At 74.6% G+C, this 25,897-nt stretch carries 21 protein-coding genes; 11 read left to right on the forward strand and 10 right to left on the reverse strand.

Annotated features, from left to right (window positions below; all coding sequences use genetic code 11):
* Positions 1 to 23: 23 nt before the first annotated feature.
* From V1J52_RS25040 to V1J52_RS25060, 5 genes are all read left to right on the forward strand, one after another.
* Positions 24 to 1,649, forward strand: coding sequence for a PfaD family polyunsaturated fatty acid/polyketide biosynthesis protein (locus tag V1J52_RS25040; RefSeq protein WP_330142239.1), 1,626 nt, complete (start codon positions 24 to 26; stop codon positions 1,647 to 1,649).
* Complete coding sequence (locus V1J52_RS25045; protein ID WP_330142240.1) at positions 1,646 to 3,388, forward strand: acyl-CoA dehydrogenase family protein; 1,743 nt, start codon at positions 1,646 to 1,648, stop codon at positions 3,386 to 3,388. The genes V1J52_RS25040 and V1J52_RS25045 overlap by 4 nt, the downstream gene beginning before the upstream one ends.
* A gap of 10 nt (positions 3,389 to 3,398) precedes the next feature.
* Positions 3,399 to 5,195: an acyl-CoA dehydrogenase family protein gene (locus tag V1J52_RS25050; RefSeq protein ID WP_330142241.1), complete on the forward strand. Its 1,797-nt coding sequence runs from the start codon at positions 3,399 to 3,401 to the stop codon at positions 5,193 to 5,195.
* Positions 5,196 to 5,283: 88 nt separating this feature from the next.
* Positions 5,284 to 6,042 (forward strand): 4'-phosphopantetheinyl transferase family protein, encoded by a 759-nt coding sequence (locus V1J52_RS25055; protein ID WP_330142242.1) that lies wholly within the window; start codon positions 5,284 to 5,286, stop codon positions 6,040 to 6,042.
* On the forward strand, positions 6,032 to 7,330 hold the full coding sequence (locus V1J52_RS25060) for an NAD(P)/FAD-dependent oxidoreductase (protein WP_330142243.1): 1,299 nt from the start codon (positions 6,032 to 6,034) through the stop codon (positions 7,328 to 7,330). Before V1J52_RS25055 ends, V1J52_RS25060 begins: the two co-directional genes overlap by 11 nt.
* Before the next feature lie 66 nt (positions 7,331 to 7,396).
* On the opposite strand, the gene V1J52_RS25065 is transcribed toward V1J52_RS25060, so the two are convergent.
* Complete coding sequence (locus V1J52_RS25065) at positions 7,397 to 8,017, reverse strand: MerR family transcriptional regulator (protein WP_330142244.1); 621 nt, start codon at positions 8,015 to 8,017, stop codon at positions 7,397 to 7,399.
* Positions 8,018 to 8,109: 92 nt separating this feature from the next.
* Here V1J52_RS25065 and V1J52_RS25070 point away from each other — a divergent pair, with 92 nt between their 5' ends.
* The 3 genes from V1J52_RS25070 to V1J52_RS25080 all read left to right on the forward strand — a co-directional run bounded on the left by V1J52_RS25070 (position 8,110) and on the right by V1J52_RS25080 (position 13,563).
* Positions 8,110 to 8,529 (forward strand): DUF3291 domain-containing protein, encoded by a 420-nt coding sequence (locus tag V1J52_RS25070; RefSeq protein ID WP_330142245.1) that lies wholly within the window; start codon positions 8,110 to 8,112, stop codon positions 8,527 to 8,529.
* A 205-nt stretch (positions 8,530 to 8,734) separates the two neighbouring features.
* Positions 8,735 to 10,201 carry a DHA2 family efflux MFS transporter permease subunit gene (locus V1J52_RS25075; protein ID WP_330142246.1) on the forward strand — a complete coding sequence of 489 codons (1,467 nt, stop codon included), beginning with the start codon at positions 8,735 to 8,737 and terminating at the stop codon, positions 10,199 to 10,201.
* 224 nt (positions 10,202 to 10,425) lie between these two features.
* Complete coding sequence (locus tag V1J52_RS25080; protein ID WP_330142247.1) at positions 10,426 to 13,563, forward strand: alpha-N-acetylglucosaminidase TIM-barrel domain-containing protein; 3,138 nt, start codon at positions 10,426 to 10,428, stop codon at positions 13,561 to 13,563.
* Between the two features lie 38 nt (positions 13,564 to 13,601).
* Here the strand turns inward: V1J52_RS25080 and V1J52_RS25085 are convergent, their stop codons facing one another.
* A complete protein-coding gene (locus V1J52_RS25085; RefSeq protein WP_330142248.1) occupies positions 13,602 to 14,123 on the reverse strand; it encodes an SRPBCC family protein in 522 nt (173 codons plus the stop codon).
* Between the two features lie 98 nt (positions 14,124 to 14,221).
* Positions 14,222 to 14,566 carry a winged helix-turn-helix transcriptional regulator gene (locus tag V1J52_RS25090; RefSeq protein ID WP_330142249.1) on the reverse strand — a complete coding sequence of 115 codons (345 nt, stop codon included), beginning with the start codon at positions 14,564 to 14,566 and terminating at the stop codon, positions 14,222 to 14,224.
* Between the two features lie 86 nt (positions 14,567 to 14,652).
* Here V1J52_RS25090 and V1J52_RS25095 point away from each other — a divergent pair, with 86 nt between their 5' ends.
* Both V1J52_RS25095 and V1J52_RS25100 read left to right on the forward strand, forming a co-directional pair.
* Positions 14,653 to 15,594, forward strand: coding sequence for an NAD(P)-dependent oxidoreductase (locus V1J52_RS25095; RefSeq protein ID WP_330142250.1), 942 nt, complete (start codon positions 14,653 to 14,655; stop codon positions 15,592 to 15,594).
* 134 nt (positions 15,595 to 15,728) lie between these two features.
* Complete coding sequence (locus V1J52_RS25100) at positions 15,729 to 17,447, forward strand: MFS transporter (RefSeq protein ID WP_330142251.1); 1,719 nt, start codon at positions 15,729 to 15,731, stop codon at positions 17,445 to 17,447.
* A gap of 42 nt (positions 17,448 to 17,489) precedes the next feature.
* On the opposite strand, the gene V1J52_RS25105 is transcribed toward V1J52_RS25100, so the two are convergent.
* From V1J52_RS25105 to V1J52_RS25115, 3 genes are all read right to left on the reverse strand, one after another.
* Positions 17,490 to 17,888, reverse strand: coding sequence for an ankyrin repeat domain-containing protein (locus V1J52_RS25105; RefSeq protein WP_330142252.1), 399 nt, complete (start codon positions 17,886 to 17,888; stop codon positions 17,490 to 17,492).
* Between the two features lie 125 nt (positions 17,889 to 18,013).
* Positions 18,014 to 19,036 (reverse strand): asparaginase, encoded by a 1,023-nt coding sequence (locus V1J52_RS25110; RefSeq protein WP_330142253.1) that lies wholly within the window; start codon positions 19,034 to 19,036, stop codon positions 18,014 to 18,016.
* 53 nt (positions 19,037 to 19,089) lie between these two features.
* Complete coding sequence (locus V1J52_RS25115) at positions 19,090 to 19,743, reverse strand: RsiG family protein (RefSeq protein WP_330142254.1); 654 nt, start codon at positions 19,741 to 19,743, stop codon at positions 19,090 to 19,092.
* Positions 19,744 to 19,863: 120 nt separating this feature from the next.
* Between V1J52_RS25115 and dtd the strand changes: the two genes are divergently transcribed.
* Positions 19,864 to 20,289, forward strand: coding sequence for a D-aminoacyl-tRNA deacylase (dtd, locus tag V1J52_RS25120; protein ID WP_330142255.1), 426 nt, complete (start codon positions 19,864 to 19,866; stop codon positions 20,287 to 20,289).
* 73 nt (positions 20,290 to 20,362) lie between these two features.
* Here the strand turns inward: dtd and V1J52_RS25125 are convergent, their stop codons facing one another.
* From V1J52_RS25125 to V1J52_RS25140, 4 genes are read right to left on the reverse strand one after another with little or no spacing between them, the layout of a single operon-like run.
* A complete protein-coding gene (locus V1J52_RS25125; RefSeq protein ID WP_330142256.1) occupies positions 20,363 to 21,301 on the reverse strand; it encodes a carbohydrate ABC transporter permease in 939 nt (312 codons plus the stop codon).
* On the reverse strand, positions 21,298 to 22,653 hold the full coding sequence (locus V1J52_RS25130; RefSeq protein WP_443075928.1) for an ABC transporter permease: 1,356 nt from the start codon (positions 22,651 to 22,653) through the stop codon (positions 21,298 to 21,300). The genes V1J52_RS25125 and V1J52_RS25130 overlap by 4 nt, the downstream gene beginning before the upstream one ends.
* Positions 22,650 to 23,990: an ABC transporter substrate-binding protein gene (locus V1J52_RS25135; RefSeq protein ID WP_330142258.1), complete on the reverse strand. Its 1,341-nt coding sequence runs from the start codon at positions 23,988 to 23,990 to the stop codon at positions 22,650 to 22,652. Before V1J52_RS25135 ends, V1J52_RS25130 begins: the two co-directional genes overlap by 4 nt.
* Positions 23,987 to 25,759 (reverse strand): glycoside hydrolase family 13 protein, encoded by a 1,773-nt coding sequence (locus tag V1J52_RS25140; RefSeq protein ID WP_330142259.1) that lies wholly within the window; start codon positions 25,757 to 25,759, stop codon positions 23,987 to 23,989. Before V1J52_RS25140 ends, V1J52_RS25135 begins: the two co-directional genes overlap by 4 nt.
* Between the last annotated feature and the right edge of the window lie 138 nt (positions 25,760 to 25,897).

The following is a 25,897-nucleotide window of genomic DNA, read 5'->3' on the forward strand; positions in this document are numbered from 1 at the left end:
CAGCCCAAGGAGCAGCGCTCGCCATGCGACACCCCCAGACACCCCTCCGCTGGTCCGGAGAGCGGTACCCCAGCACCGACCCGGCCGGCATCTACGAGGTCCTGGCCGACCTGGACCACCCCTGCTACCTCGCCGTGACGCCCCGGGGCATCGGTGCCGTGTCCGGCGGCACCGTCACCGCGGGCGGTGACGGACTGCCCCTGCTGACCGCGGTCGAGCCGCTGCCCCCGCAGCGGCTCGGCTCGGCGGACTTCCTCGCCGCGCACGGCGTGCGCATGCCGTACATGGCCGGTGCCATGGCCGGCGGCATCGCCTCCGTGGACATGGTGGTCGCGCTGGCCCGGGAGGGGTTCCTCGGCTCGTACGGCGCCGCGGGCCTGCTGCCGGAGACGATCGAGAAGGCCCTGGCCCGCTTCGCCGCCGAGATCCCCGGCCTGCCCTACGCCGTCAACCTCATCCACAGCCCGAGCGAGGAGCGGCTGGAGCGGGAGGCGGTGGAGCTCTTCCTGCGCCACGGCGTGCGCTGCGTGGAGGCGTCCGCGTACATGAACCTCACCCCGCACGTGGTGCGTTACCGGCTGGCCGGGCTGCGCCGTGGCGCGGACGGCCACGTGGCCGCGGACAACCGGCTGATCGCCAAGGTCTCCCGGGCCGAGACCGCCGAGCGCTTCATGCGTCCGGCACCGGCCGTGCTCGTCGGCGCGCTGCGCGAGCAGGGGCTGATCACGGCCGAGCAGGCCGAGCTGGCCCACCTGCTGCCGCTGGCCGACGACATCACCGTGGAGGCGGACTCCGGCGGCCACACCGACCGGCGCCCGCTCCCGGCCCTGCTGCCGACCATCCTGCGGTTGCGTGACACCGTCCAGCGCGAACACCGGTACCCGCAGCCGGTCCGGGTGGGGGCCGCCGGGGGCCTGGGGACGCCGGTCGCGGTCGCCGCCGCGTTCGGGATGGGCGCCGCCTACGTGGTGACCGGGTCCGTCAACCAGTCCTGCCTGGAGTCCGGCGCCTCCCCGGCGTCCCGGGCGATGCTCGCCGAGGCGGGCATCGCGGACTGCGAGATGGCCCCGGCGGCCGACATGTTCGAGATGGGCGTGGAGCTCCAGGTGCTGAAGAAGGGCACGCTCTTCCCCATGCGCGCCCGCCGCCTGTTCCAGCTCTACCAGGCGTACGACGGTCTGGAGGCGCTGCCGCCGCAGGAGCGGCACAAGCTGGAGCAGCAGGTCTTCCGCCGGCCGCTGGACGAGGTCTGGCAGGACTGCGTGCGCTACTTCTCCCGCCGCGACCCCGGGCAGCTGGCCCGCGCGGAGGGCAGCGCCAAGCGGCGGATGGCGCTGGTGTTCCGCTGGTACCTGGGCATGTCCTCGCGCTGGGCGGTCACCGGCGACCCCGAGCGCGTCATGGACTACCAGGTCTGGTGCGGTCCGGCGATGGGCAGCTTCAACGACTGGGTGACCGGCAGCTACCTGCGCAACCCGGCCAACCGCCGGGTCGCGGACGTCGCGCGCCACCTGATGCGCGGCGCCGCCTTCCACACCCGCGTCGCCCGGCTGCGCGTCGCGGGGGCCCGCCTCCCGGCCTCCGCCGCCGACTACCGCCCGGCCCCGCTGGAGGCGTCCGTCCCGGGCCCGGCGGCGGGCGTCCGATGAGCGCGGCGCCCGCGGACGGGCCCGCGGCGGCCGGGCTCAGCGCCGAGGACGTCGAGAAGCTGCTGGGCGATCCGTACGACGCGGCGAACCCGCACGGGTTCGCCGCGGCCGTCGCGCGCGACGAACGCGACGCGTTCCCCGAGGAGCTGTGCCGGACGCTGTGCGAGGCCGGGTTCCACCTCAACTACCTCCCGCGGGAGTGGGGCGGCACCTTCGTCTCGTTCGACCACAGCCTGACGCTGGTGCGGGCGGCGGCACGGCGCGACGTCAACGTCATGCCGGGCACGATGTTCAGCATCATCGCGGCGACCTGCCTCCAGCTCCACGGCACGCCGGAGCAGCGCGCGAAGGTGGCCGCCATCCTGCGCGACGGCGGCGCGGTGGCCTTCGCGCTCACCGAGGCCGCCCACGGCAGCGAGCTGCTCGCCAACGAGGTGCGGTGGGCCGACGGCCTGCTGCACGGCGAGAAGTGGATCGTCGGCAACGGCATGCGGGCCGCGGCGCTGTACGCCGTCGTCCGCACCGGTGAGCGCGGCCCCGGCGCGATGTCCGCCGTGCTGCTCGATCTCGCGGACGCCCCGGCCGGGCGCCTGGTGCGCGTCCCCGGCCCCCGTACGGGCGGCATGCGCGGGATCGACCTGGCCCGGGTCCGCTTCGACGCCCTGCCGGTGCCGCCACAGGCCCGGGTCGGCGCGGAGGGCGAGGGGCTGGAGGTGGCGATCAAGGCCCAGCAGGCGGTCCGGCTGATGAGCATGGCCGGTTCGCTGGGCATCGCGGACAGCGCGGTCCGGCTGACGCTGGACTTCGTCGCCGCCCGCCGCTTCGGCCGCGCGGGCCTGGGCGCGGTGCCGCACGTGCGCCGTGAGACGGCCGTCGCCTCGGCGGCCCTGCTGGCCGCCGACGCCGTCGCCCTCGCGGCCGCCCGCGGCGTCCACGGACTGCCGGAGGCCTTCAGCGTCTGGGGGCCGGTGGCCAAGCACGTCGTGGCCGAGGCCACCGACGAGCTGGTCCGGCGCTGCGGCGGGGTCCTGGCGACCCGGGCCGTGCTGCGGGAGGACGCACCCGGCGGGGGCCTGTTCCAGAAGCTCCAGCGGGACTCGTCGGTGGTGCGGGTGATCGACGCCAGCCCGCTGGCGAACGTCCGTTCCTACGCAGGGCAGTTGCCCACCCTGCTGCACCGCACCGCGGCGGCCGGCGCCCGGGAGCAGGGCGGCGGTGAGATGGGCACCGGCGGGCTGGCGGGGCTGCTGCGGTTCGACGCGCCGCTGCCGCCCTACCGGCCCGGCCGGCTGGACCTCGTCGTGCGCGGGGCGGACCCCGTGCTGGGCGCACTGCCCGGGCTCCTGGCGGCGGCGCCGCCGTCCGCCGGCCGGACGGACCCGCTGAACCGGCTGGCCACCGCCGTGGCCGGCCTTCCGGACGAGGCCGAAGCGGCACGGCGGCCCGGAGCCGGTCCGAACGCGCTGGTGGACCTCGCCGAGCGCTTCGCGTGGCTGCACGGTGCCGCCGCCTGCGTCGGGCTGTGGGCCGCGAACCGGGACCGGGCGCTGTACGGCACCGAGCCCGGCTCGACCGGCTGGCTGGAGGCGGCGGTCGGCTACCTGCTGGCCCGCGCCGACGGAGTGGACCCCCGCCGGTGCGGGGACGCCGTCACACCCGCGCTCGACGTGGTCGCGCGCCTGCGCGACCAGGGACTGCTCTTCACCGCGCTGCCGGTCCGGCTGGCCGCGACCCGATAGGAGAACCCCCATGCCCAAGGCCGACCTGACCGACCTCGCGGCCCGGCTCGAAGCCCACCTCGGCGACCCGCACGACCCGGCGGGCCGGATGCCGTTCACCCGGATCCTCGACCACGACGAACGCGAGGAGTACCCGCACCCGTTCGTCAACCTGCTGCGCGGGTGGGGCGTACCCGAGTACGCGCTGCCGGGCGAGCAGGGCGGCCGGGCCGGTGACGTGGAGGCCGAGTTCAACCTCGTGCGGCTCGTCGCCCGCCGGGACCCGACCACCGCCACCGCCCTCGTCATCACCAACCTCGCCTTCATGCCGGTGTGGATCGCCGGGAGCGACGAGCAGAAGCGGACCGTCGTCGCGGCGGTCAAGCGCGGCACGCGCCTGTCCTGGGGGCTGTCGGAGCGCGCCTACGGCAGCGACCTGCTCGCCAACGCGATGTCCGCGCGCCGGGTGAACGGCGGTTACGTCCTGTCCGGCGAGAAGTGGCTCATCGGCAACGCCACCCGGTCCGACACGATGGTCGTCTTCGCCCGGACCGGTGAGCGCCCCGGACCGGCCGCCTTCTCGATCTTCCTGCTGGACAAGCGGCAGGCACCGGCCGGCTCGGTCGAGGAGCTGCCGCGCGAGCGGCTCCACGGACTGCGGGCCATGGACATCAGCGGCCTGCGCGTGGACGGCGTCTTCGTGCCGGACTCCGCGCGGGTCGGCGCCGAGGGCCAGGGCCTGGAGATCGCGCTGAAGGCCACCCAGACGGCCCGCGCGCAGATCAGCAGCATCGCGATGTCCGCCGTGGACACCGGGCTGCGGCTCACGCTCGACTTCACCGAGCAGCGTGTCATCCTCGGCAAGGCCGTCAGCGACATCCCCTACAGCCGCAGACAGCTGACCGAGGTCCTGGCCGACCTGCTGGTGGCCGACGCGGTCAGCCTGGGCGCCGTGCGGGGACTCCAGGCCGCGCCGGAGCAGGCCAGCGTGTCCTCCTCGGTGACGAAGTACTTCGTGCCGACGCTCCTGGAGCGGACCATGTCCCAGCTGAGCGTGGTGCTCGGCGCCCGGTTCTTCCTGCGCGGCCACCCGCACTACGGCATGTTCCAGAAGCTGCTGCGCGACCTGCTGGTGGCGAACTTCGCCGACGGCAACACCGTGGTCAACCTGCGCAACCTGGGCCACCAGCTGTCCTCGCTGCTCGCCACGGCCGCCGCCTCCGACCCGGCCGCCCGCGACGCGGCCGCCGAGCGCGCCGCCGTCCTGTACGGCATGGAGCGCGCGCTGCCGCCCTACGAGCCGTGGCGGCAGGAGCTGTCCAGCCGGGGCGGCCGGGACGACACCGTGCTCGCCGCCCCCGACGCCGTGCGCCGGCTGCGGGAACTCGCCGGCAAGGAGGAGGAGCAGGAGCGGGACCGGCTGCTGCGCGCCGCCGACGCGGCCGACGAGCTGCTCGGGCACGTCACCGTCCTGGGGGAGCGGTGCGGGGAACTGCGCCGGCGGCTGGGGCGGGAGTTCGGGCAGTCGGCCGAACTGCTGGACCTGGCCAAGGAGTACTGCGTCGTGCACGCGGCAGCCGCGTGCGTGCTGACCCACGTCCACTCGCACGGGGCGTTCGAGGACCCGCTGCCCAGCGGGGCGGTGCTGCTGCTCCAGCTCGAACGGCTGCGCCGGCACCTGCGGCCGCACGAGGCGGTCACCGACCAGGCGGTGGTCGACGAGGTGATGCGGGTGCTGCGCCACCTGTACCGGGACAACCGGTTGTTCTCGCACTGGCAGTTCCCGCTCGCGGACCGCGTCGCGGACCTCTCCGCCTCCCGCCACTGAGGCCCGGGCCCGGCCCGGTCCGGCCCCCGCGGCGCGTCATCCGTTCCCTGGTTCTTCCGATTCCCCGACGTCCGAGGAGGCGTGTGCGGTGTCCGGCCCCGGCCTGGTCCGTCTGTGGCTGCTTCCCGAGTGCTGTGCCGACGCGTTCGCGGCCGGACTCGGCGGCACGCGGCTGCTGACCGACGCCGAGCGGGCGCGGATGCTGCGCCTGCGCGGTGGCGGCGCCCGGCGCCGCTATCTCGCGGCCCGCCTGCTGTCGAGGTACGCCCTCAGCGCGTACACCGGCCGCCCGCTGGACCGGTGGCGGTTCCGGCCGGGCCCGTTCGGCCGGCCGGAGCCCGAACCCGCCGGTGACGGCGTCCGGTTCAACCTCTCGCACACCGCGGGCCTGGTCGTCTGCGTGGTCGCACCGGACGGCCGGGCGTGCGGCGTGGACGTGGAGCGCACCCCGTTCTCCCCGGACGCCGCGCGGCACCTGGTCCGGCACTTCGCCGCGGCCGAACGCGCCGAGCTGGAGGGCCTGGGCCCCGGCAGCCGGGCGGCCAGGACCGGCGAGCTGTGGGTGCTCAAGGAGGCGTACCTCAAGGCCCTGGGCACCGGGGTGACCCGGTCCCTGGACGGCTTCTCCTTCCGGACCGCCGCCGGCGGACGCGTCGTCGTCGAGGACCGGGAGCGGCCCGCGGACGAGGGGTCCCGCTGGTGGTTCGACCTGCTCCGCCCCGCCCCCGGGTACGTCCTCGCCGTCGCCGCCGAGGGCGGCTCCCCGGCCGACCTGCACCGCACCGACCTCTCCACCCACGATCCCGACATCCCGCACAGCGAAGGACGGCTTTCCCATGTCTGTTGAGAACACCCCCCGCGTCGCCGTGGTCGGTGCCGGTGTGGCCGGCATCTCCGCCGCCTACCACCTGCGCGACCACGCCCGCATCACGCTCTTCGAGCGCGAGGACCGCCTGGGCGGCCACGCCAACACGGTGGAGGTCGAGGAGAACGGGCGCACCCTCGGCATCGACACGGCGTTCGTCGTCTTCAACGAGCCCGCCTACCCCAACCTCTTCGGCTTCTTCAGGGAGCTGGACGTGGAGGCCGTCAAGCACCTCGGCGGCTTCAACTTCTTCGACCTCGACTCCGGCCTGGAGTACGGGACCGAGGAGCTGGCGCTGGAGGAGGCGGAGGTGGTGAGCCGCTACCCCGCGGAGTTCGTCGGCGTCTGGCGCGAGGCACGCCGCTTCCACACCGAGGGCCGCAGGGACTTCCTGCGCAAGAAGACCGACGTGCCGCTGGGCGAGTACCTCGACCGCGGCGGGTACAGCGCGGAGTTCCGCCACTCGTACGTGATCCTGCTCTGCTCGGCCGTCTGGTCGGTGCCCGCCGAGCTGATCTGGGAGATCCCCGCCTCCACCGTGATCGCCTTCTACATGGGGCACGACGAGGGCGGCCTCGGCGGACGGCGTGTCGACTGGCGGACCGTCGGCGGCGGTTCGGTCTCCTACGTGCGCAAGGCGGTCGCCGCCATCGGGGCGGACGTGCGGACCTCCGCCCCGGTCACCGGCATCCGCCAGGAGGAGGACGGCGTCACCGTCACGACGGCCGCGGGCGGCGAGCGGTTCGACCACGTGGTCCTCGCCACCCACGCGGACGAGGCGCTGGCCCTGCTGGACAACCCGACCGCACGGCAGCGCGCCGTCCTCACCCCCGTCCGCTACAACGGCTCGCGCGTCGTCCTGCACACCGACGCCTCGGTGATGCCCGCCGACCGGTCGCGCTGGGAGGCGTGGAACTACGGCAAGGTGGCCGTCGGCGGCGAGGTGCGCACGTACGTGGCGTACTACATGAACAAGCTGCACGGTTTCACCGCGGAGAAGGACTACTTCGTCACGCTCGACTACCCGGGCGAGGTGGACGCGGCGGCGGTGATCGCCGAGTTCGCGTACACCCACCCGGTCATCGACGTCCACGTGCGCGAGCTCCAGAAGGACATCTACGACGTCAACGAGGGGCCGCGCGTCAAGCTCTGCGGCTCGTACTTCCACTCCAAGCGGCTGCACTGGGACCAGATCGGTTCGCACGAGGCGGCGTTCTCCTCCGGTGCCGAGGCCGCGGCGCAGCTGCTGCGGGAGCTCCGCCGTGGCTGAACGGGCCGGAAGCGCGCCGTGCGGGCCACCGGCCGCCGTGGCCGGCGGCCCGCACGGCACGCGGGGTCACACGCCGTGGCGCCGGGCGGACTCGTCCTCCTGCGCGAGGCGGCGCAGCGCCATCAGGACGGGTTCGAGCAGCACGGTCAGGACGAGGGCCCGCTCGGCCTGCTCCAGAGGGTCGTCCGTGTGCCGGAGCTGGTCGAGGTCGAGGACGGCGGTCTCGTGGGCCAGGCGGGCGTAGGGGAGCAGGGTGTGCCAGTCCACCTCCACGCCCAGCGAGCGCAGGGTCGACAGGTTCTCGGCGATGACCCGTTTGGCGGGCGCGTCCTCGGTGACCTTCCAGCCGGCGGCCGCCAGCAGCTCGTCGACCTCGGCCCTCGCCTCGGGGGCGGGCTCGGCCTCGCCCTTGCCGGCCGGTACGGCGCCCAGGACCAGGCCGAGCATCTGGTGCATGTCGGTGGCGTGCTCGGAGACCCCGCTGAGGACCTCCTTCGCGGCGCTCACCGACAGCCCGCGCACGCCCACCAGGGCGCGGATCAGCCGCAGGCGGCGCAGATGGTGCTCCCCGTACTCGGCCTGGTTGGCGGCTGTCGTCTCGCCGGGAGGCAGCAGACGCTCGCGCAGGTAGTACTTGATCGTCGCGACCGGCGCCCCGCTCCTGCGGCTCAGTTCAGAGATTCGCACGATTCTCGCTCTCGACTGGATATCAGATAGCTCCACACTCTACTATGGATAGCGAAACTCTCTGCTATCCCCGTCGTGAGGTGGGACCACCCGTGCCGACACTTCCCTGGACGACTCCTCATCCGGCCACACCGCAGACGACGGCGTTCGTCATGGCCTCCCGCTTCGAGGTGGGGGCCATGAAGGACGTGCCGCGCTTCTTCCTCAAGTCCCTCGGCGCGTGGAAGCAGGTCAGGTCGGCGCCGGGGGCCCTGGGCGCCTCACTCATCGCCCAGCCCCTCGCGCGCACGTTCTGGACCCTCTCCGCGTGGGAGAGCCGGGACGCGCTCTACACCTACGCCCGCACCGAACCGCACCGGAGCATCATGACCGGCCTGCGGGACACCTGCCGGACGTCGACCTTCGACTTCTGGCAGGTCCCCGTCGAGGACCTCCCCCTCGGCTGGGACGACGCCAAGCGCCGCCTGCACGCCAAGCGCGTGGCCGACGACGCCGCCAGGCCGCAGAACTGACGCTCCGTCCCCGCGCGGCCCCCTCGCGCCCGCTCCGCGCCGGGCCTGCCCGAGCCGCCGCACCACCGGGGCCGGGCCCCGGCGCCGCGCCGGCCGTGCCCGCCCCCTTCCAGACTCCCGGTCCGGGGACTTCCCCCGTACCCGGGCCGGGTCTCCGTCTTCACCGTCCTCCCCGCCCCTCCACCGTCCGATTCGAGGAATCCGCATGACCACGCACTCGTCCGCGGGCGACGCGCCCCCCCGATCCGGGGGGCGCGCCGTCCCCCTGTGGCTGACCATCGTCGCGTGCAGCGTGCCGATGTTCATGGTGGCGCTCGACAACCTGGTCGTCTCCACCGCCCTGCGCACCCTCGCCGTCGAACTCGACGCGTCCACGTCCGACCTCCAGTGGTTCGTCAACGCCTACGTCCTGTCCTTCGCCTGCCTCCTGCTGACCGCCGCCGCCCTCGGTGACCGCTTCGGCCGGCGCCGGAGCTTCATCCTCGGCATCGTCGTCTTCACGGCCGCCTCCATCGGCTGCGGCCTCGCCGGCACCAGCGAGCAGCTCATCATCGGCCGGGCGCTCCAGGGCCTCGGCGCCGCCGCCGTCATGCCGCTGTCGCTCACCCTGCTGGCCGCCGCGGTGCCCGAGCGCAAGCGCAGCCTGGCCCTCGGCATCTGGTCCGGCATCAGCGGCCTGGCCGTGGCGTGCGGCCCGGTCGTGGGCGGTGCCGTGGTCGAGGGGCTGGCCTGGCAGTGGATCTTCTGGGTCAACATCCCCGTCGGCGTGGTGGCCGTGCCGCTGGCGCTGCGCGTGCTGAAGGAAAGCTCGGTGCCCGCCACCGGCCTCGACATCCCCGGCATGCTGCTCGCCACCGGCGGCCTCGTCGGTGTCGTCTGGGCCATCGTCCAGGGCCCGGAGGACGGCTGGACGTCCGGCCCCGTGCTCGCCGTCCTCGCCGCCGGGATCGTCCTGCTCGCCCTCTTCGTCCTGTGGGAGCGGCGCGCGCCGAGCCCCGTGCTGCCGCTGGGCTTCTACCGGGTCCGGGCCTTCGTCCTGAGCAACGCCGTCTCCGCGTCGATGTACTTCGGCGTCTTCGGCTCGATCTTCCTGCTCGCGCAGTACCTCCAGATCGCCCCGGAGCGCACCCCCCTGCACGCCGGTGCGCTGACCCTGGCCTGGACGCTGATGCCCATGGTCATCGCGCCCATCGCGGGCCTGCTGACCGACCGGGTCGGCGGCGGACGGCTGATGGCCCTCGGCCTCTTCCTCCAGGCGGCCGGCCTCGCCTGGATCAACCTCGTGGCCACGGACGACACCCCGTACTCCAGGCTCGTCGTGGCCATGATCCTCGCCGGCACCGGCATGGGGTTCGCCTTCGCCCCGACCGCGGCCGTCGTCCTCGGCTCCGTCGCCAAGGAACACCACGGCAAGGCGTCCGGCGCCAACATCACGGTGCGCGAGATCGGCGGTGCCCTGGGCATCGCCATCCTCAGCACCGTCTTCGCCCACAGCGGCAGCGACCGCACGCCCCAGTCCTTCGTCGAGGGCATGCACCCCGCCGTCTGGGTCGGAGTCGGCGTGGTGCTCCTCGGCGCCGTCTGCGCCCTGTTCATCCCCCGCGCCCCCCGCCCCGCCGCACAGCCCCCGGTCCCCGAGGAGCCCGTCACCAGGGAACCTGCGGCGGTCTGATCCGCGCCCCTTCGCGCCCCGCCCCGCGCCCGCGGTGCGCCGTCCTCCGGACAGCCCACCGCGGGTGCGCGTACCGCCCCCGGGGGCCGGGGCGTGCTCTGGACGGTGGCCCTCCGGCGGCGCCCGGGCGGGGCGTCCCCGCATCCGGGCCGGTCGGCGTTAACGTGCCGTGCGGATCACGGTGCGGATTGCCGTCGGGGCCAGAGCGCAGGGTTGGGGTCTAGGTGAGCGGACTGAGCAGGCGTGCGGTACTGGGTTCGGCCGGGGCGCTGGGCGCCGGAGCGGCCCTGACCGCCGGGGCCCCCGGCCCGGCCGGGGGCACCGGCGGCCCCCGGGGCGGCGGCGGGGGCGGCGGGGGCGGCGGCGCGGGCCGGTTCGACACCGGCCCGGCGCGGGACGCGATCGCCCGGCTGCTGCCCGGCCACACCGGCCAGTTCACGCTGACGGCGCTCACCGGCGCGGAGCGGTTCACCGTGGACGGGCGGGCCGGTCAGGTGGCCCTGGGCGGGACGAGCCCGGCCGCGCTGCTCACCGGACTGCACTGGTACCTCAAGTACACCTGCCGCGCCCACGTGAGCTGGGCGGGCACGCAGCTCGACCTGCCGGCAGAGCTGCCCGCGCCGGGAGCGGCGTACGAGCGGCGCGCCACCGTCCCGCACCGCTTCGCGCTGAACGACACCCACGACGGCTACACCGCCCCCTACGCCGACTGGGCGCGGTGGGAGCGGCTGATCGACGTGGCGGCGCTGCACGGCGTCAACGAGGTGCTGGTGACGCCGGGGACGGAAGCCGTCTACCACCGGCTGCTGACGGACTTCGGCTACACGGACGCCGAGGCCCGCGGCTGGATTCCCGCACCCACGCACCAGCCGTGGTGGCTGCTCCAGAACATGTCCTCCTACGGCGGCCCGGTCAGTGCCGAGCTGCTGGCGCGCCGCACCGAGCTGGGGCAGCGCATCACGCGGCGGCTGCGCGAGCTGGGCATGTCGCCGGTGCTGCCCGGGTACTTCGGCACCGTGCCGCGCGGCTTCGCCGGGCGCAACCCGGGCGCGCGGACCGTCCCGCAGGGCACCTGGGCCGGTCTGGAGCGGCCCGACTGGCTGGACCCGCGCACCACCGCGTTCCGCGAGGTCGCCGCCCGGTTCTACGCCCACCAGGACGCCCTGTTCGGCCGGACCGCGCACGTCAAGATGGACCTGCTGCACGAGGGCGGCGACCCCGGCGACGTGCCGGTGCCCGAGGCCGCCCGCGCGGTCGAGAACGCCCTCCAGACCGCCCGCCCCGGCGCGACGTGGGTGATCCTCGGCTGGCAGGCCAACCCGGGCCGCGAACTGCTCGGCGGGCTCGCGCACAAGGACCGCGTGCTCGTCGTGGACGGGCTCTCCGACCTGGAGCGGGTCACGGACCGGGAGGCCGACTTCGCGGGAGTCCCGTACGCCTTCGGCACCATCCCCAACTTCGGCGGCCGCACGACGCTCGGCGCCCGGACGCACCGGTGGACGCAGCGGTTCCCCGCCTGGCGCGACCGGCCGGGCAGCACCCTGGCCGGTACCGCCTTCATGCCCGAGGCCGCCGAACGGGACCCGGCCGCCTTCGAGCTGTTCAGCGAACTGGCCTGGCGGGAGGAGACCGTGGACCGCACGGCGTGGTTCGCCGAGTACGCCGCCTTCCGCTACGGCGCGCCGGACCCGGCGGCCGAGCGCGCGTTCGCGGCGCTGCGCGAGACGGCGTACCGGATCGACACGGCCGACGGCCGGCCGCACGACAGCGTCTTCGCCGCCCGCCCCAGCCTCGACGCCCGTTCGGGCACGCACTACGCCACCCACAGCCCCGCCTACGACCCGGCCGCGTTCGACACCGCCTTCGCCGCCCTGCTGGAGGTGGCCGCGCCGCTGCGGACCTCCGACGCCTACCGCTACGACGTCACCGACGCCGCCCGGCAGGCCGTCGCCAACCGCTCCTGGCTGCTCATCGGCCAGCTCCAGCGGGCGTACGAGGCGGAGGACGCCGCGGCCTTCGGCAAGCTGGCCACGCTGTGGCTGGAGCTGATGCGGCTGGCCGACGACGTCGCGGGCGGCCACCGGCTGTTCCTGCTCGGCCCGTGGCTCGCGGACGCCCGGCGGTCGGGGCGGGACGCGGCGCAGCGGGCGCACCTGGAGCGCACCGCCCGCGTGCTGATCACCACCTGGGCGGACCGGCCCACGGCGGACGGCGGCCGGCTGGCCGGATACGCCAACCGCGACTGGCACGGCCTGATCGCGGACGTCTACCTGCCGCGCTGGAAGCTGTACCTCGACGAGCTGCGGGACGCGCTCGCCGCCGGGCGCGCCCCGCAGCGGTTCGACTGGTACGCCCGCACGGAGCCGTGGACCCGGCAGACGTCCGAGTACCCGCAGCGCGCGGTGGGCGACCCGTACCGGACGGCCGCCCGCGCCCGCGACGTGCTGGCCCGGGCCCCGTACCAGGGCGGCGTCACCGTCACCGCCGAACCGCCGACGCTGCGGCCCGGCGGCTTTGTGCGGCTGGAAGCCGCCTTCCGCAACGAGAACGGGCTGCGCGCCACCAGTGCCGTGGACCTGACGCTCACCGGCCTGGCCGGAGCCGAGCCGACCGGGCCGGTCACCCTGCCCCCGGTGGCCCCCGGCGGGCGCGGTACGGCCGTCTGGCGGGTGACGGAACCGGGGGGCCCGCCGCGCGCGCCGCTGGAGCCCCGTCCCTACGAACTGGCCGCCGTGTTCGGCCCGGAGGGCGAACCGCGGGTGCGCACGGTGCGGCGCGGCACGCTGTTCGCCGCCGGACCGCTGGACGCGGCGCTGCGCACGCACAGCACCAACGGCGCCGTCTTCGGCCAGCTCGGCGACCGCTTCGCCATCGACGGCGGCGGGACGGACCTGTGGCGGGCCCGCGAGGAGTTCGGCACCGTCTACCGGCCCGGCGTCCTGCGCGACGGCGCGGTCGTCACCTGCACGGTCTCCGGGCAGCCGCGCACCGGCCCCTGGGCGCGGGCCGGTCTCGTCGCCCGCGCGGACCTGGCGCGGCCCGGCGCGCCCGGCTTCGTCAACCTCGCCGTCACCCCGGACCACGGCGTCGTGCTGTCCTACGACGCGGACGGCGACGGCGCCCTGGACGCCTACCGCCGGGTGACCGGCGTCAGCGCCCCCGTCCGGCTGCGGCTGGCCCGCTCGGGGACGGCGTTCACCGGCGCGCTGTCCACCGACGGCGGCGCGACGTGGCGGACGGTCGCCACGGTCCGCGTCCCCGGCGCCCGAGGGCCGCTCGACGCGGGCCTGTTCATGACGGCGGCGCACGGCGGCAGCGGCGCCCGCGCCACGGTGGAGTTCACCGGCTGGACCACGGGCTGAGGCATCACCGGCCCCCCCGCGGGGGGGCCGGTGATGCCTCAGCCCTCCTCCGCGAGCCGCCGGACACCCGCCAGGGTGGCGTCGATGCCGGTGCGCAGGGCCTCCATGCGCAGGGCGACGATCTCCTCCTCCCGCTCCGGCATCCGCTCGATCACCCGGCTGAGCCCGGAGGGCCCGGGGCCGACCCGTACCGAGTGCCGCAGCCGGGTGCCGCCGGAGCCGGGGGTGAGGTCGAACCGCCAGGTGGACATCGGCAGGCCGGGCTCCGCCGGACCGAACCGGCCCTCGGGGTCGATCACGGCCCACGCGTACGCCTCTTCGGAGACGACCTCCACCACCTCGGAGACGGTCTGCCAGGCACCGATGTGCTCGTTGCGGTTGAATCCCGCGAACCGGGCGCCCACCACGGGCCCGGTGGCGCCGTCCAGCCACTCCACGCGGTACAGCTCCGGGCTGAACCGGGCGGACAGCCCGACGTCCGTCACCAGCGACCACACCGTCTCCGGCTCCGCGCCGACGTGCGTCTCGCAGGCCGTGCCGGGCCCGTCCGCGTACCGCATGCCGTCTCCCCTCGGCTCACCGACTCCCGGCGCCCCCCGCGGGAGCGCCGGCGTGCGCCCATTGTGGCGTGCGCGCCCGGGACGCGGGAGCGCCGGGATCAGGCCGCGCTGCGGGGGTGCCCGGGGACGCCGGGCACGTGCCGCTCGGCCCACGCGCCGAGCGGTTCCAGCGCCTCGCCGAGCGCGATGCCCGCCTCCGTCAGCCGGTACTCCACGCGCGGCGGCACCTCGTCGTACACCTCGCGGTGGATGACGCCGTCGGCCTCCAGCTCGCGGAGCTGCTGGGCGAGCACCTTCTCGGAGACGTCGCCCACCATGCGGCGCAGCGCGCCGAAGCGGCAGTGCGGACGCTCGCTGAGCGCCCAGACGACCAGCACCTTCCACTTGCCGTCGACGATGTCCAGTGCGGCGTCCAGCCCGCACTGGTAGGGGCGCTTGCGCATGGCGGTCCCTCTCACTGAGGTCGGGGTAACCACCCACTTTAAAGTACGTACTTGATCACCTCCGGGGCGCGGGAGACGCTCGCGGCATGGTCACGAACCCCCACCGGGACACCGTTCCCGGCACCACGTCCGACACCGTTCCCGGCCCCGGCCCTGCTCCCGGGACCGCTCCCGTCACCGTGCTCGGCCTCGGCGCGATGGGCCAGGCCCTCGCGCGTGCCCTCCTGGACGCCGGGCACCCCACCACCGTCTGGAACCGCTCCCGCCCCAAGGCCCGGCTGCTCGCCGAGCGGGGCGCGACCGCCGCTTCCACCGCGGCCGGGGCGGTCGCCGCGAGCCGGCTCGTCATCGTCTGCCTGCTGGACGACGACGCCGTGCGGGAGGTCCTCGGCACCGCCGACCTCGCGGGCCGGACCGTCGTCAACCTCACCAACTCCACGCCCGGCCAGGCCCGGGAGACCGCGGAATGGGCCACCGGACGCGGCGCCGGGTACCTGGACGGCGGCATCATGGCCGTCCCCCCGATGATCGGCGGCGAGCACGCCGTCATCCTCTACAGCGGTCCCGCGGAGCTGTTCGAACAGCACCGCGCGGTGCTGGAGCGGCTGGGCGCGGCCGTCCACACCGGGGCCGACCCGGGCATGGCGGCGCTCCAGGACCTCGCGCTGCTGAGTGCCATGTACGGGCTCTTCGGCGGCTTCCTGCACGCTACGGCGCTGGTCGGCTCGGCGGGCGTACCGGCCGGGGCCTTCATGGAGCTGCTGGGACCGTGGCTGGCCGCGATGGGCGAGGCGCTGCCGGACTACGCGCGGCAGCTCGACAACGGAAGGGGCGGCGACGGCGAGTCGAACCTCACCATGCAGCTCGCGGGTATGGCGAACATCGTGCGGGCGGGTGAGGAGCAGGGCGTCGGCTCCGACCTCATCCTGCCGCTCAAGGCGCTCACCGAACGTCTCCTGGCCGAGGGCGGTCCGGACACCGACCTGCCCGGCATCGTGCCGCTCCTCAACGGCCGTCCGGCCGCGTAGGAGGCCCGGGGGAGACCCGGGAAAGGCCCGGGAGGCAGGCGGGTGAGGCCCGGGAGAGGTGCCCGGGTGTGGTCACCGTCCGTACGTGGAAAAGCAGTTGACCTCAAGCTTGGTTCAGCTTCTAGGTTTGCCGCATGACCACTCAAGAGACGGCCACCCCGGCCCCCGGTACGGGGGTGCGCGCCGGACGGCGCGAATGGATCGGGCTGGGCGTGCTGTCCCTGCCGACCTTGCTGATCGCCCTCGACATGACCGTGCTGCACCTGGCGGTCCCCAAGCTCAGTGCCGACCTGGCGCCCACCAGCACCCAGCTGCTGTGGATCGTCGACATCTACGGGTTCCTCATCGCCGGGTCACTCATCACCATGGGTTCGCTCGGCGACCGCATCGGGCGGCGGCGGCTCCTGCTGACGGGAGCCGCCGCCTTCGGTGCGGCCTCGGTGCTGGCGGCGCTGTCCGACAGTCCGGGCATGCTGATCGCCACCCGTGCCGTGCTCGGCCTGGCCGGGGCGACCCTCATGCCCTCGACCATGTCGCTGCTGCGGAACATGTTCCACGACCCGCGCCAGCGCACCGTGGCCATCAGCGTGTGGATGTCCAGCTTCATGCTCGGCGCGGGCGCCGGGCCGCTGGTCGGCGGCGCCCTGCTGGAGCACTTCTGGTGGGGCTCGGTGTTCCTCCTGGGCGTCCCCGTCATGGCGCTGCTGCTGGTGACCGGCCCGTTCCTGCTGCCGGAGTTCCGCGACCCCCACTCGGGCCGCATCGACCTCACCAGCGCGGTGATGTCCCTGGCCACCGTCCTCGCCGTCGTCTACGGGATCAAGGACGCGGCCGAGCACGGCCTGGGCCTGCTGCCCGTCGTCGCCGTCGCGGCCGGACTGGGCGTCGGGGTGCTGTTCGTCCGCAGGCAGCGTGTCCTGGCCGACCCGTTCCTTGACCTGCGGCTGTTCCGCCGCCGCAGCTTCACCGCCTCGCTGGGCACGGTCGCGCTGGCCGTCTTCGCCAGCGGCGGCGTGATGTTCTTCGTCAGCCAGTACCTCCAGATGGTGCTGGGCCTCTCGCCGCTCAAGGCCGGGCTCTACTCGCTGCCCGGCGTGGTGGCCGGGATGGCCGCCATCCTGCTCGCCCCCGCCCTGGTACGCCGCGTCCCGGCCGCCTACCTGATGGGCGTGGGCCTGCTGGTCTCCGCCGCCGGGGTGGCGATGTTCACGCGGATCACCCCGGATTCGGGCACGGGCCTGGCGGTCACGGCGCTCGTCGTCATCCACCTCGGCTTCGGGCCGACGATGGCTCTCGGCACGGACATGATCATCGCGGGGGCGCCCCCGGAGCGCGCCGGGGCCGCCTCGGCGATCTCCGAGACGGCCACCGAGATGGGCATGGCCCTCGGCATCGCGGTGCTCGGCAGCATCGGTACGGCCGTCTACCGTGCCCGGATTGGCGGGCTGCTGCCGGAGCAGACCCCGGACGCCGTCGCCGGGGCCGCCGGCGACACCATAGGCGGCGCCGCGGCGGCGGCCTCCGGGCTGCCCGGCGGGCTGGGGAACGCGGTCATGGACGCCGCGGGCCACGCCTTCGTCGACGGCATGCGGGTGGCGGCGCTGGCCAGCACGGTGCTGATCGTGCTCATCGCGGTGCTCGCCACGGCGGCGCTGCGCGGCGTCCGGCCCGGCGACGGCGGCCACGGGGAGTCCGCCCCGGCCGGAACCACCGGCGGCGGCGCGGCGGACACCGGGACGGCGGACGGCCGTACCGCGGACACCGGGACGGCGGACGACGCCGGGGACGTCGGCCGGAACGCCGTCCCGGCCGCCCTGAGCGAGCGCCCCGGCACCGTGGCCGGACCGCTGTGACGCGCGGACCGGAGTGACGCGCGGCTGTCCGGCGCCGTCCGCTCAGGCGGCGCCGAACAGCTTCAGCAGGTCCTCCTTGCCGAACATGCGCGCGGTCTCGATCGCGCTCGGGGTGCCGGCGGCCGGGTCGGCACCCCCGTCCAGGAGAGCACGGACGACGTCGTCCTCGCCCTTGAAGACCGCGCCCGCCAGCGGCGTCTGGCCGCGGTCGTTGGTCTGGTCCGGCTTGGCGCCGCGCTCCAGCAGCACCCGGACGGCGTCGGCGTGGCCGTGGTAGGCGGCCAGCATGACCAGGGTGTCACCCTTGTCGTTGGTGAGGTTCGGCGGCACGCCCATGTCGACGTAGGTCGCGATGGTGTCGGTGTCGCCGTGCCGGGCCAGCTCGAAGATCTTCCCGGCGAGCTGGAGCACCTCGGGGTCGTGGGCGGGCTCTTCGGTCATGGCGCCTCCTCGTGCGGACGGGCTGGTCCAGTTGCTCTGGTGGCTCACCCTAAGCAGTTCCCGGCACGACGGCCGGTACGCCCTCCCGCGCGTGGTGCCGCGCCCCCCGCCGGACCGCCGCGGGGTCAGAAGGCCGGACGGACCGCGCCCACCGGAACACCGCCGCCCAGCAGCGGCTGCTCGGCGATGCGGGCCAGCACCGGCGCCTCCAGGCCCATGCGTTCGAGGACGCGGGCCAGCACCGGCCCGAGCGCCCGCGGTGAGCCGTCCTCCAGCTTGAACGCGAGGGCCCGGCCGTCCGGCAGCGCCACGGCCTGCACCGCCTCGGCGCCCATCTTCGACAGCGTGCCCGGCACCTCGCGCATGAGCCAGGTGTCGTGGCGGCGCGTCCCGGCGACGTGGGCGGGGTGGGCGCGCATCGCGTCCGCCACCCGGCGCTCGGGGGAGCCGGGGTCGGCGAGGACGAGCGAGCGGAAGGCGCGGGCCAGGCCGGTGAGCGAGACGGCCAGCAGCGGTGCCCCGCACCCGTCGGTGCCGGTCGCGGCGGGCGGCTCGTCCGCCGCGGCCGCGAGGGACTCGGCCACCAGGCGCTGCAACGGGTGCCCGGGGTCGAGGTAGTCGCCGGTCGGCCAGCCCGCCGCGCGGCAGGCGGCCAGCATCGCGGCGTGCTTGCCCGAGCAGTTCATGGTGAGCCGGGCCCGCACGTGGCCCGCCGCCAGGTACGTCTCCGCCTCGGCCGGGTCCAGCGGCAGGTCGGCGGGGCACTGGAGGTCGTCCTCGGTGAAGCCGCGCTCGGCGAGCATCCGCCCGGCCAGTTCCACGTGAAACGGCTCCCCGGAGTGGCTGGCGGCGGCCATGGCCAGCCGCTCGTCCGCGAGCGGGACGCCCGCCCGCAGGCAGGCGACGGCCTGGAACGGCTTGTTCGCCGAGCGGGGGAAGACGGGGGCGGAGACGTCGCCCAGCGCCCAGTCGACGACGCCGTCCGCGGCCAGCACCACCAGGGAACCGCGGTGGCGCCCCTCGGTGAACCCGGAGCGCACCACCTCGGCCAGCACCGGCGGCGCGGACGGCCCGCCCGTGCGGCCGGTGGCGGGCGGTTCCGGCGCGGTCGCGGGTGCGGACGCGGTCGGGATCGGGTCGGACGGCATGGGGTGCCCCTCCGTGCTGGTCGGACGGCCGCCCCGGGCCCGCAGGGTTCTCCTCAGGCGAGCAGCTCGTCGATGTGTGCTTCGCCCACACGGTACCGGCGGGTGATCTCCGAGCTGCAATTGTCCGCCGTCCGCTGGAACGTGTGGCGGCGCCGTGACACCTCGCGCTCGTACGCGCCGAGCCGCGCTATCGCCTCCCGCAGCTCGCCGTCCGTACGGGCGCCGACGTCCGACAGCTCCACCTCGCCGAGCGTCGTTTCGGCCAGGTCGCGGTACTCGGCGCTGTGCGGGGTGCCCAGCGTCACGTGCCGGGACGAGCGCTGCGGCGTGGGGCCGTCCGCGAGGATCTGCGGCAGCCGGTCCAGCAACGGGGCGCCCGGCGCCGGCCGGCCCGCGCCGTGGGGCGGCGCCGTCCCGTCCCGCCCGGCCAGCTCCGCCCGCAGGATGTCGATGCGTCCCTGGAGGAGGCGCCGCACGTAGCTGAGGTCGGCCTCGTCGCGCAGCGCGGTGCGGCGCAGGGCGCGCAGCTCCGGCAGCCCGAGGCCGGACAGCCCCTCGGGGACGACGGCCGGTTCGGTGGCCGGCGCGGCGTCCCCGCGCCCCGGTGTTCCCCCGGCCTCCGGCGCGTTCGCTGCTGCTGGTGGTGCGGCTGCTGCGGTCGGTGCGGTGCTGGAGGCCCGTCCGGCGCCCGCTCCGGATGTGCTCATGGTCGTCCCCTCGTCCCCGGTTCCCGGCCCCTTCGCCCCCTGGCCGGTGCGTGCCCGCATCGTGCCACTTCGGGCGGGGGCGTGCAGGGACATGGCACCCATCCGGCGCATCATGGAGGCATGCGAGCAGTAGTTCAGAGGGTGAACGGCGCCAGTGTGGTGGTGGACGGGGAGACCGTCGGGGAGATCACGGGGGAGGGGCTGTGCGTGCTCGTCGGCGTCCGCCACGACGACACCGCCGAACAGGCGGCGCAGCTCGCCCGCAAGCTGTGGGGGCTGCGCGTCCTCACCGGGGAGAAGTCCTGCTCGGATGTGGACGCGCCGCTGCTCGTCATCAGCCAGTTCACGCTGTACGGGGACACCCGCAAGGGCCGCCGCCCGTCGTGGCTGGCGGCGGCCCCCGGCTCCGTCGCCGAGCCGCTGGTCGACGAGGTCTGCGCCCGGCTGCGGGAGCTCGGCGCCACGGTGGCGGAGGGGCGGTTCGGGGCCGACATGAAGGTGTCGCTCCTGAACGACGGGCCCTTCACCGTCCTGGTGGAGGTGTGACGCGTCCCGGCGGCGCGGTGCCGCGCCCCGCCGCCGGGACGCGGCACCCCGCGCGGGCGGGGCGTCAGCGGCGTCACTTCACCGAACCGGCCATCACCCCCTGCACGAAGTGCCGCTGGAAGGCGAAGAAGACGACCACCGGCACCACCAGGGACAGGAACGCGCCGGGCGCCAGCACGCCGATGTTCGTGCCGAACTGCCGCATCTCCGACTGGAGTGCGACGGTGAGCGGCTGCGCGGAGGTGTTGGCGAACAGCAGCGCCACCAGCATGTCGTTCCACACCCACAGGAACTGGAAGATGGCCAGGCTCGCGAGGGCCGGGCGGCCCAGTGGCAGGACGAGCCGGGCGAAGATCCGCCACTCGCCGCCCCCGTCGATGCGCGCCGCCTCCAGCATCTCCTTGGGGATCTCCGCGAAGTAGTTGCGCAGCAGGAAGACGGCGAACGGCAGCCCGTAGGCGACGTGGAACAGCACCACGCCGGGGATCGTGCCGAACAGCCCGAGCGTGCCGAACAGCTTGGCCACCGGCAGCAGCCCGATCTGCACGGGCACCACGAGGAGGGCGACGACCGTCAGGAAGACCGCGTCGCGGCCGGGGAACTCCAGCCAGGCGAAGGCGTACCCGGCGAGCGCCGCCACGGTGACGACGAGGAACGTCGTCGGCACCGAGATGAGCACGGTGTTCCAGAACGCCTGCGTGATGCCCGTGTCCGCGAGCAGCGCGCTGTAGTTCTCGAAGGAGAGCTGCGCGGGCTCGGTCAGCGCCGTCCACCAGCCGGTGGAGGCGTTGGCCTCCTCGGTGCGCAGCGAGGACAGCAGCAGCCCGGCCAGCGGCGTGATCCACACCAGCGCGACGACGATCAGCAGCGCCTGGACGACGCCGCGGCCGAGCCCGTCGCTGAGCCACCGCAGCGGTCCGCGCCGCCCGGGCGGCCGGCCCGCCTTCGCGGTGGCCAGTGCGGTGGCGGGCGGCCCGGCCTGGCCGCCGGCGAGGGTTCCGGGGGCGCTCATGACTGGCTCCTGCGGAAGCGTCGGACGTTGAAGACCATGGCGGGCACCACCAGGAGCAGCAGCAGCACGGCCAGCGCGCTGCCGAGACCCTGGTTGTTGCCGCCGCCGAAGGAGACCAGCCACATCTGTGTCGCCAGCACGTTGGCCTCCTCCTGCACCGGGCCCGGCGCGATGATGTAGACGAGGTCGAAGACCTTCATCACGTTGATCACCAGCGTCACGAACACCACGGTGAGCACCGGCGAGAGCAGCGGCACGGTGATGCTCCGGAAGATCTGCCACTCGTTCGCGCCGTCCATCCGGGCCGCCTCCAGCGCGTCCCGGGGGAGCGCGGCGAGCCCGGCGCCGATGAGGACCATGGCGAAGCCCGTCCAGATCCACAGGTAGGCGCCGATGATGGCGGGGGTCACGAGGGCGGGACCGAGCCAGGAGACGCCCTGGTACGGCTCGGCGAAGTTCCGCTCGGGCAGCCGCACGGTGTAGGAGCCGTCGGCCAGCTCCGGGAAGGCGAAGGTGCCGTCGGACGCGGTGGTGGTGGCCCCGGCGACCTGCCCGGACGCGTCGACGGCCTCCACGGCCATCCGGGGCAGCCCGCTCTCGCCGTCGTCGAGGCGGCCCTGTTCGCCGCCCCCGCCGGGCCGGAAGTCCAGGTAGACCACGCCGGACAGCGTGTCCCCGGCGGCCGGGGCGGCGGCGGGGGCCGCGCCGTCGGGCAGGTCCTTCGGGGCGACGCCGACGAAGCCCAGCGTGAGGGCGTCGCCGGGGCCCGCGGGCCGCGCCGTCACGTATCCGCCGCCGGGTGCGGGCTCCAGGCCCAGCCCTTCGCGGGCCCGCGCGGTCGGGTAGGGGGAGGCGTCCTCGAAGACGCCGTGGACGCCGGTGATCGCCGCGTTGAGCACGCCCCGGTCGGGGTCGTGTTCGTAGGCGAGCCGGAAGACGATGCCGGCCGCCAGGAAGGAGACGGCCATCGGCAGGAACAGCACCAGCTTGAAGGCGGTCGCCCAGCGGATCTTCTCGGTGAGGACGGCGAGGACGAGCCCGAGCCCGGTGAGCACGGTGGGTGCGGCGACGACCCAGATCGTGCTGTTCCGGATGGCCTTGAGCGTCGCCGGGTCGCGGAACATCTCGGTGTAGTTCTCCACGCCGACGAACTCGGTGCCGGAGGCGTCGAACAGGCTGCGGCCGACGGAGAACAGGACGGGGTAGACGACGAGCGCGCCGAGGAGCAGCAGGGCGGGCAGCACGAAGACCAGGGCGATCGCGCGCTTGCGCCGCTGGGCCCGGCGCCGCCGCTGGACGGCGGCGCCGGGGGCGGGTGCGGAAGGGGCGGACACGGCCGGGGTGCCTCTCAGCTCGTGAACGCCTTGGCGGCCGCCTCTTCGAGCGCGGCGGCGGTGGCCTTCGGGTCGGACGGGTCGCGCAGGAAGTCCTGGAGGAGCTTCCACTCGCCCTTGCCGACCGTGCCGCCGAACGCCGCCGGGGCCTGGTCGGACATGTCGAACCGCACCGAGTCACCGGCCTCGACCAGCGACTTCGCCGTCTGCCTGGTCAGGTCGTCGGCGTAGGACCCAAGGTCCACCGACGTGTTGGGAGAGAGGTAGCCGCCCGCCTCGGCCCACACCTCGGCGGCCTCGGGCGTGGCCAGGAACTCCAGCAGCGCCATCGCCGCCTCCTGGTTCTTCCCGTCCTTCAGGACGACGGCCGCGTCGCCGCCGCTGACGACCGGCGCCTGACCGCCGCCGACCGCCGGGAACGGGAAGAAGTCGGCGTCCTCGCCGAGCTTCTTGTTGAAGTCGTTCTGCACCAGGGCGCCGACGAAGTCGCCCTCGTAGACCATGCCCGCCTCCGGCTCGGGGCCGAACACCTTCTGCACGGAGCCGGGGAAGTCGGTGCGCAGCGCGCCGCCGGCCACCAGCTGGTCGTCGGCGAACAGCTCGCCGAGGGTGGTGAGGGCGTCCACGACGCTCTGGTCCGTCCACGGCATCGCGTGGTCGGCCAGCTTGTCGTAGTTCTCCGGGCCCGCCTGGGAGAGGTAGACGTTCTCGAACCAGTCCGTCAGCGTCCAGCCGTCCTGTCCGGCGACGGCGAAGGCGGGCAGCCCGGAGTCGGAGATCGTCCGGCCCGTCTCCAGCATCTCCTCGTAGGAGCCGGGCTCCTCGACGCCCGCCTGTGCGAACGCGTCGGTGCTGTACCAGACGAGCGACTTGTGGGCGGCCTTGAAGTACAGGCCGTAGTAGGTGCCGTCGACGGTGCCGTAGTCCTTCCAGACGCCCGCGAAGTTCTGCGACGCCGCCCGCTCCGTCTCCTCCGAGAGCGGGGTGAGCCAGCCGTTGCCGGCGAACTGGTTGAGCACGCCCACCTGCGGGACCATCACGACCTCGGGCGCGTCCCCGCCCTGGATCTTGCTGCCGATGACGGTGGAGACGTTGTCGCCGGTGGACAGGAACTCCGTCTCCGCGCCCGTCTCGGCGGTGAACGCGTCCAGCACCTTCTGGAAGTTCTGCTGCTCGGTGCCCGTCCACACACCGGCGACGGTGATGGTCTGGCCGCTGAACTCGCCCTCGGAGGCCGGTCCGGTGGTGTCGCCGCCACCGCAGGCGGCGGTCAGGCCGAGGGCGAGCGCCGCCCCGGTGGCGGCGGCGGTGCGGCGGGCGCGCCGCGCGGGGCCGGCGGATATGCGTCTGGTCATGGGGTGTCCCTTCTCGGGGATGTGCGGTGGGTGGTCCCGTCGGTGGGGAGGTCTGCGGAGCTGTCGCTCATCCACCAGGCGGCGGTGGAGCCGGGCAGGACGCCGTCCGGGCACGGCCCGCTGGCCAGCAGCGGAGTGCCGGGGACGGGCGCGGGGGCGGGCGCCGTACCGAAGTTGACCGCGCACACCAGGCCGTCGCCGCGCTCGAAGGAGAGCACGTCCGGCGGCGCGTCCAGCCAGCGCAGCGTGCCCTCGCCGAGCTGCGGCAGGCTGCGGCGGAGCTGGAGGCCGTCGCGGTACAGGTGCCAGAAGGAGCGGGTGTCGGCGACCGCCCGGTCGGTGGCGTGCTCGGCGAACCAGGCGGGCTGCGGCAGCCACGGCCGGGCCTCGGCCGTGCCGGAGGTGAAGCCGAACGGGGAGGCGTGGCCGCTCCACGGCAGGGGCACCCGGCAGCCGTCCCGGATGCGCCTGCGGCTGCCGGTGCGGTGGAAGATCGGGTCGGTGAGGACGTCGTCGGGCAGGTCCACGACCTCGGGGAGCCCCAGCTCCTCGCCCTGGTAGACGTAGGCGGCTCCGGGCAGCGCCAGCATGAGCAGCGCCGCCGCGCGGGCCCGCGCGGCGCCGAGGCCGCCGCCCCCGCCGGTGCCGCCGGTGCCGGTGCCGTCCTCCCCGGTGCGGGCGCCGTCGGCTTCCGCACCGCTTTCGGAGCCGCCCGCGTACCGGGTGACGGTGCGGACCTGGTCGTGGTTGTTGAGCACCCACGTCACCGTCGAGCCCGTCCCGGCGATGTCCCGCACGGCGTCCCCGATGGCGGTGCGGAAGGCGGCGGCGTCCCAGGGGGCGCTGAGCAGGTCGAAGAAGAACGCCTGGTGCAGCTCGTCCGGGCGCACGTACAGGGCGTGTTCGCGGGCGCTGGGCACCGACACCTCGCCCACCAGCAGCCGTTCCCGGCCATCGCGGGCGGCGTACTCCTCGCACACCGCCCGCCACTCCCGCCACACCTGGTGCACCTCGGGCTGGTTCCAGGCGTAGGGGTTCACCGAGTCACGGGTGCGCTCGTCGGCCTCCGGGTCGGGGGCGTCGGGCAGCTGCGGGTGCTTGTAGAGGCCGGCCGCGACGTCGACGCGGAAGCCGTCCACGCCGCGGTCCAGCCAGAACCGCAGGACGGCGTCGAAGGCCATGCCGACCTCCGGGTTGCGCCAGTTCCAGTCCGGCTGCTCGGGGGTGAACAGGTGCAGGTACCACTGGCCGTCCGCGACGCGCGTCCAGGCCGGGCCGCCGAACATGGCGCGCCAGTTGTTGGGCGGCTCCGCGCCGTCGGGGCCGCGCCCGTCCGCGAAGTGGAACCGGGCGCGGGCGGCGCTGCCGGGCCCCGCGGCCAGTGCCTGCGCGAACCAGGGGTGCTCGGTGGAGCAGTGGTTGGGGACGATGTCGAGCAGCACCCTGATGCCCAGGCGCCGCGCGTCCGCGATGAGCCGGTCGAACTCGGCGAGGTCGCCGTAGAGGGGGTCCACGTCGCAGTACTCGGCGACGTCGTAGCCGTGGTCGTGCTGCGGCGAGGGGTAGAAGGGGCTGAGCCAGACGCCGTCGACACCGAGCTTGCGCAGGTACGGCAGCCCCGCACGCACACCGGCCAGGTCACCGATGCCGTCACCGGTGCTGTCCAGGAAGCTGCGGACGTACACCTGGTAGATGACCGCGTCGCGCCACCAGGGCTGTTCGGTGGCGGGTCGCGCTGTGGGGACGTGTCCTGCTGGGGCTGTGAGCATCTCCCGTTGACCTTGATCTCGTGTGACCGGGCGGAGCCGCACGAGTGCGGCACCGCAGTTATGCATACATGTTAAGTAGCAGTGACGCAGGGGTGTCAACGGATTACTGGTCGGTATTGTCAAGATGTCCGGATTTGA

Source organism: Streptomyces solitudinis (genome assembly GCF_036323765.1).
Classification (GTDB): Bacteria; Actinomycetota; Actinomycetes; order Streptomycetales; family Streptomycetaceae; genus Streptomyces.